Annotated in this window: 8 protein-coding genes; 3 read left to right on the top strand and 5 right to left on the bottom strand. The window is 74.5% G+C overall.

Annotation, left to right across the window (positions count from 1 at the left end; genetic code table 11):
• Nucleotides 1-43: 43 nt before the first annotated feature.
• From HGA02_RS08195 to HGA02_RS08175, 5 genes are all read right to left on the bottom strand, one after another.
• A complete protein-coding gene (locus HGA02_RS08195) occupies nt 44-463 on the bottom strand; it encodes a hypothetical protein (RefSeq protein WP_168678610.1) in 420 nt (139 codons plus the stop codon).
• An 11-nt stretch (nt 464-474) separates the two neighbouring features.
• The gene (locus HGA02_RS08190) at nt 475-1,593 is read right to left on the bottom strand and encodes a hypothetical protein (RefSeq protein ID WP_168678609.1); all 1,119 of its coding nucleotides are present in this window, start codon (nt 1,591-1,593) and stop codon (nt 475-477) included.
• Between the two features lie 4 nt (nt 1,594-1,597).
• Nucleotides 1,598-2,236 (bottom strand): signal peptidase I, encoded by a 639-nt coding sequence (locus HGA02_RS08185; RefSeq protein WP_168678608.1) that lies wholly within the window; start codon nt 2,234-2,236, stop codon nt 1,598-1,600.
• A gap of 5 nt (nt 2,237-2,241) precedes the next feature.
• The gene (locus HGA02_RS08180; RefSeq protein ID WP_168678607.1) at nt 2,242-2,667 is read right to left on the bottom strand and encodes a hypothetical protein; all 426 of its coding nucleotides are present in this window, start codon (nt 2,665-2,667) and stop codon (nt 2,242-2,244) included.
• Nucleotides 2,668-2,893: 226 nt separating this feature from the next.
• A complete protein-coding gene (locus HGA02_RS08175) occupies nt 2,894-4,102 on the bottom strand; it encodes a sensor histidine kinase (protein ID WP_168678606.1) in 1,209 nt (402 codons plus the stop codon).
• Nucleotides 4,103-4,219: 117 nt separating this feature from the next.
• Here HGA02_RS08175 and HGA02_RS08170 point away from each other — a divergent pair, with 117 nt between their 5' ends.
• The 3 genes from HGA02_RS08170 to HGA02_RS08160 all read left to right on the top strand — a co-directional run.
• The gene (locus HGA02_RS08170) at nt 4,220-4,888 is read left to right on the top strand and encodes a response regulator transcription factor (protein ID WP_124341635.1); all 669 of its coding nucleotides are present in this window, start codon (nt 4,220-4,222) and stop codon (nt 4,886-4,888) included.
• Between the two features lie 124 nt (nt 4,889-5,012).
• Nucleotides 5,013-5,240, top strand: coding sequence for a hypothetical protein (locus HGA02_RS08165; RefSeq protein ID WP_168678605.1), 228 nt, complete (start codon nt 5,013-5,015; stop codon nt 5,238-5,240).
• 125 nt (nt 5,241-5,365) lie between these two features.
• Nucleotides 5,366-6,286 (top strand): LacI family DNA-binding transcriptional regulator (locus HGA02_RS08160; protein ID WP_343035374.1); only part of this gene is annotated, 921 nt, incomplete at its 3' end.

Below are 6,286 nucleotides of genomic sequence, written 5' to 3'. Positions count from 1 at the left end.
GGGACCGCGGCCCGGCCGCCGCTCCGGCCGAGCACGGGCACCGTCAGCCGCTCACGACGGCGGCGACGCGCGCGACGTCGGCCGCGTTGACGACCGTCCCCGCCGGCACGGTGAGGGTGGTCGCGGCTGCCGCGGCGGTCGTCCCCGTGAGCTCGACGAGGACCGCGTTGCCGGTCGAGACGAGCGCCACGCGGACCGACTTGTTCTGGCAGCCCGCGAGCAGCCCGGACAGCGTCACGGTCGACACCCGGTACGCCGTCGTCGACGCCTCGTACGCGTAGCCGTAGGAGACGATGACGTCGCCGGTCTGGCACCCCGTGACCGCGACCTGACCCGACTGCATCGTGCCGGACTGCAGCACGAGCTGGGACGCGGACGCGACGGACAGGCCCGCGACCGCGACGAGCGCGAGGGCGACGGCGACCGCGCGGCGGCCGGGGAGGAGGTGGCGAAGGTTCGGCATGTCAGCTCCGGTCAGCGGTCGACGACGCAGGTGGAGAACGAGAAGCTCTGCGTCCCGACGATGTTGGACGCGGTCCGCGACGTGGTCTGGAAGACGTAGGGCCCCGCGAGCGACGGGACGACCGTCCGGTCCAGGCGCCACTCGTCGCCGCCGTACCGCCAGGCGTCGGGCGAGCCGCCCGCGGACCGCAGACGTGCGACGGCCGCGGTCATGTCGACCGGCGTCTGCCACGCGACGTAGAACGGCGACGTGCCGTTGCCGGTGACGGTCGTGACGACGCACGCCTCGCGGTCGGTCCACGTGCCCTGCGCGAAGGACACCGTGTAGGCGGACGGGGTCACGACGGCGCCGGGCAGGGAGTAGTTGCAGACGCTGACCGTGCGCACCTGGCCGGCCACGACCGTGTCGTACGGCTGCCAGACGTCGGTCCGGCCCGAGACCTTGATCAGCCCCGCGGCCGTCGGCGCCCCCAGCTGGTACTTCCACGACTCGTCGCCCTGCAGCGAGTACCCCGTGCGCGCGCCGTTGAACGGCGCCTGCGTGGTGTCGATGTACGCGGACCAGACGATCGGCGTGGTCGACCGCGTCGTGACGCGGATCGTGAAGCACGCCTGCTGCCCGCTCGTCGCGTTGGTGAGGTCCCAGCTGACGGTGGTGTCGAACGCCGAGCCGTCGGGGCCCGGGTACACCGGGCCGGCGGCCGCGGGCGGGACCCAGGTGGCAGCCACGGGCCAGCCGTCGCCCGCGACGAAGACGCGCGCGGTCGTGGCGGTCGGGGCGGTGAACGGGGTGCTCGTCGTGGCGGTGAACGCACCGCCCGTGAGCGCGCCCGTGGCGTCGAGCAGCACGGAACCGGTGCTCGTCGCGAGGAGGACGCGTCCGGTCGCGCACGTCCCGCCCAGCCCGGTGAGGGTGACCCGCGTGTACTGCCCGCCGACGGCGGAGCCGCTCGGGGTCACGGTCGCGGGCCCGGTGGCGCAGCGCTGCACGGCCGTGCCGTACGGCTGCGCGGGTGTCGCGATCGGCAGGCGCGCGGCGCTCGCCTCGCCCAGCCCCAGGACGGCGACGACGAGCACGAGCACCGTGACGACCAGGCCCGCGGTGCGCGGGCGCAGCAGGGTCCGGTGCACGGCGTCAGCCTCCGGCGGAGGTGAGCGCGGGGCGCCGGGTGCCGTCGTCGTCGACGGCGAGAGGCTCGGTGGGGAGGTCGTCGGCGGCCGGGTCCGGGCCGCCGGCGGGCGCGTCGACCGCGTCGGCGTCGTCCGTGTCCTCCTCGTCGCGCGACGACGGCCAGACGAGCAGCGCGCCGGCGATGAGCAGGCACGACCCGAACACCCACGGCGACGCGACGAGCCGGCCGACGAGCCCGACCTTCGCGACGTGCAGCTGCGCGACGCCGAGGATCTGGTCGTTCGTGGGGGCGAACGGGTCGGTCCAGTCGTTGTTGTCGCCCTGGACGACCCAGCCGTTCGTGCCGTCCCCACCGATGAGGCGGTGGATGATCCGGCCGCCGTCGAGCTCGTCCGGGCGGTAGACGACGACGTCACCGACCTGCGGCTCGCCGCAGCGCGAGACCACGAGGTCGCCCGTCTCGTACGTCGGCTCCATCGAGTGCCCGGAGACGATCGTCAGCGTCGTGCAGCCGCCCAGGTTGGTCGGCCACAGCAGCCATGCCGCCACCGCGGCGGCGGAGTAGAGCAGGACCGACGCGACGGCACGCAGCACCCGGCGCGCGAGGTGCGCACCGGGTGCCGTCGTGACGTCGCTGGTCATCGGTCTCAGCCGTCGATGCTGACCGCGAACGAGGAGATCGTGTTGTAGTCGACGCCGGCCGGGAGGGCGAAGGCGACGAGCGTGGCCGTGGTGTGCGGCGCGGTGAGCGTCTTGGGGGTGAGCTCCGTGTACGAGCCCGTCGCGGTCTTCCACGCGACGCGGATCGTCTTGCCCTGGCAGTCGGCGTCGATGTTGCCGAACTGCACCTCGGACGGGGCGAAGCCGGTGGTGCCGAGCGTCGGCGTCTTGTACTTGGCGGTGACGGCGCCCGTGGCGGCCTTCTGGCAGGTCGCGTCGACGCTCACGGTGCCCGTCGCGGCGGTGCCGCTCGAGGTCAGGTTGAGCTGCGACGCGGACGCGAGGGACAGGCCGGCGACGCCGAGGACGGCCAGGCCGACGGCCAGGCCCTTACGGGTCGAGAACTTCGCCATGGTGACTCCTGGATCGTGACGACGCGGGTCGGCGTGTCGTCGATCCGCACGGCCTCCGGTTGCGGAGCGCCGTCGCAGACGCTACGAACCTCCGATCGACCGCGGTCGGCTCGGTCTGGGTGCCAGCACCTGGCCCGCCGGGAACGTCGTTTTCTTTCACCCGGCGCGGATCCGGCCGATCCTGGACGACCGTCCATGAAGCGGACACGGCCGGTGTGACCTGCGCCTACGGCCGAACGGGTGACGTCTTGTGGCCGCTCGTGCCGAGCGGGATGCGCGCGACGAGCCGAGCGCCACGACCGGCCCCCGGCTCGAGCGCGACCGACCCGCCGACGAACGTCAGGCGCTGGCGCATCCGGGCCGTCCCCGACGCGACGCCCGCGGTCCCCTCGTCGTACAGCGCACCGTCGTTCTCGACCGCGACGACGAGCACGCCGTCCTGCACGTCGACCGACGCCACGATCGACGTCGCCGGCCCGTGCTTGAGCGAGTTGGTCACGCCCTCCTCGACGACGCGCACCGCGAGGAGCCGCTCGGGCACCGTGAGCCGCGGGTTCGCCGGGTCGTCGTAGGCGCGCACGGCGTCGGTCACGTCGAGGCGGGTCGCGATGCTCGCGGGGAGCCGCCCGAGCAGCGCGCGCACGGCCGGCACGAGCCCGAGCTCGAGCCGGTCCGGGTACAGCAGCCGGCTCATCTCGCGCACGTCGGCCGCGCGGGCCTGCTCGAGCTCGCCCCGGATCCAGTGCAGGTCGTCGAGGTCGCCCGGGTCGAGGGGGCCCTGCGCGGCGTGCGTCGCGATCTGCTCGAGCCGCGCCTCGACCAGCACGAGCTTGTTCTGCAGCGTGCCGTGCAGCCCCTCCGCGACCTCCCGCCGGACGCGGATCTCCTCCTGCTCGAGCGCCCGGACGGCGTTCTCGACGAGGACCGCCTCACGCTCGGCGCCCCGGATCTGCGCGCGCAGGCGGCGGCGCGCGACGAGCCCCCACATGCCGATCGCGCCCGAGATGACCCCGATGACCAGCCCCGAGAACAGCTCGGCCTCGACCACCTCGCGCGTCGGGTCCTCGTAGACGCCGAGCAGCTGCTGCGCGCCGATCCGCAGGACCGCGCACGCGGTCGCGGCGAACAGCAGCGAGACGGCCATGTGCCAGACGCGCGTCGCCCGGTGCGCGTTGACGACGGCGAGGACCGCGACGAGGCCGACGACCGCGGCGAAGTTCGCGCCGAGCCGGCTCCACACGCTGACCGACTGCCAGTCCTCGACGACGCGGCTGTAGATGTACGTCGTCTGGAGCGCCGCGCCGATCGCGTAGCCGCTCGCGACGATGCCGCTCGCGCGGAGCAGGCCGACGCGGTCGTTGTGCAGGTCGCGGGCGCGACGGGCGGCGCCGGCGGCCGACTCGTCGTCGGCGGTCGCGGAGCGGGTGGTCGGCATCGTTCGTCCCTGCGGGCCGTGCGGGTGCACCGGACGGGTGCTCGTGCGCGTGGCGTCGGTCACGTCCGACGCTCCGGGTGACTGACGCGTGGCGCGGCGACGACGATACTTGCCCCGATGAACGCTGCCGCGAACGGCCCGGTGCGCGTCGCCGTGGTCGAGGACCAACCACTCTTCCGCTCGATGCTCGAGCGGATGCTCGACGACACCGACGGCCTGCAGGTCGTGGTGGCGACGGGCACGGTGACCGAGGCGACGCGCCTGCTCCCGCCCGGCGCGGTGGACGTCGTCGTGCTCGACGTGGACCTGCCGGACGGCAACGGGATCGCCCTGGGCGTCACCCTGCGGCGCCGCCAGCCCGCGCTCGGGGTGCTCCTGCTGTCGGCGCACGACGCGATGGACCTGCTGCTCGACCTGCCGCCCGACGTCGCCGCCGGCTGGGGCTACCTCTCGAAGACCTCGTCGACGAGCGAGGAGGTCCTCGTCTCGGCGGTGCGCGCGGCCGCGGTCGGCGAGACGGTCCTCGACCCGGCGCTGCTGGCCCGGATGGCACCGCGCGCGGGGTCCGCGGTGTCGCGACTCACCGACCGCCAGTACGAGGTGCTGCGGCTGCTGGCCGAGGGGCTGTCGAACGCGGGCATCGGCGCGCGTCTGGGGATCACCGAGAAGTCGGTGCAGAACCACGTGAACGCGCTGTACGCGACGCTCGGCATCGACACCGACCCGAGCCGGAACCCGCGGGTGAGCGCGGCGCTGCGGCTGCTCGCGGAGACGGGTCCGGTCTAGCCGTCCCCTGCGTCGCCCCTGGTCGGCGGCCACTTCTGCCGGATCGCTTGACCGGTACAGACTGGGTGGTTACTGTACCGGTATAGCGATCTGTAGCGGTACAGATCGGAAGGGAGAAGGACCCGTGCTCGACCAGTCGATCGGCCTGCTGCTCGCCCGTGACGCGTCCGTCCTCGAGTCGCACAGCGCCCGCCCCTGGGCCCCCGTGGCCGAGGAGCGTCCCGCCCACGAGCCGCACGCCCGCCGTCCGCGCGTCCCGCGCACCCGTCGCGCCCTCGCCCGGGGCCTGCACCGCGTCGCCGACGCCGTGCAGCCGGCCTGCACCTTCGAGGCCGGCCACCCCGCGCGATGACCACGACACCCGCCCCGCTCGCCACGCCCGGGACCAGCCCGGAGGCGACATCCCTCGGGCGGCGCTCCCCGGCGCCCGGCGGCACGACCTACCCTGTCCCGCATGCCGCGGAACAGGGTGGCGTCGTGCCCCGGGTGACCCTCCAGACCATCGCCGACAAGGTCGGCGTCAGCCGCATGACCGTGTCCAACGCGTTCTCGCGCCCCGACCAGCTCTCCGCCGACCTCCGGCGGACCATCCTCGACGCCGCCGCCGAGCTCGGGTACGTCGGCCCCGACCCGTCCGCGCGAGCGCTCGCCCGCGGCACCACCGGCGCGATCGGCCTGCTGCTCACCGCGTGGGTCGGCGAGGCCCTGCGCGACCCCATCGCCGCGTCGTTCTTCGGCGCGATCGCCGAGGAGCTCCAGCCCACCGGCTACGCCGTCGCGCTGCTCCCCGGCGAGAAGGCCGCGCGCGACATCCCCCTCGACGGCGCGCTCGTGTACGCGTGCGGCGGCGACTCCGCCGCGCTCGACTGGCTCGTGCGTCGCAGGCTCCCGCTGGTCTTCGTCGACCTCGACCCCATCCCCGGGCACCCGTCGATCGTGCTCGACGACCACGCCGGCAGCCGGCAGGCCGCCGAGCACGTGCTCGCGCTCGGGCACCGGCGCATCGCGTTCTTCACCATGGGCGGCCGCGAGCGCCACGGCCACCTCGCCGACGGCCGCACCGCGGGCCACGACTACGTCTCCCGCGCCCGCGTCGCCGGTGCGGTCGAGGCGCTCGACGCCGCCGGCGTGGTGCCCACCGCGTACGAGATCGTCGACAACGTCGACCCCTACGCGCACGAGGGCGCCCGCGCGCTCCTCACCAGCCCCGACCGCCCGACCGCCGTCCTCTGCTTCTCCGACCTCATGGCCACCGCCGTCCTCGACGTCGCCGCCGAGCTCGGCCTGCGCGTCCCCGAGGACCTGTCCGTCGTCGGCTGGGACGACAGCCCGCTCGCCGCGCGCGTCCGCCCCGCGCTCACCACGCTGCGCCAGGACCTCGACGCCAAGGGCCGCGCC

It is taken from the genome of Cellulomonas septica (assembly GCF_012396155.1).
Classification (GTDB): domain Bacteria; phylum Actinomycetota; class Actinomycetes; order Actinomycetales; family Cellulomonadaceae; genus Cellulomonas; species Cellulomonas septica.
The sequence above is the reverse complement of the archived record's forward strand: the minus strand, read 5'-3'. Positions and strand labels throughout refer to the sequence as shown.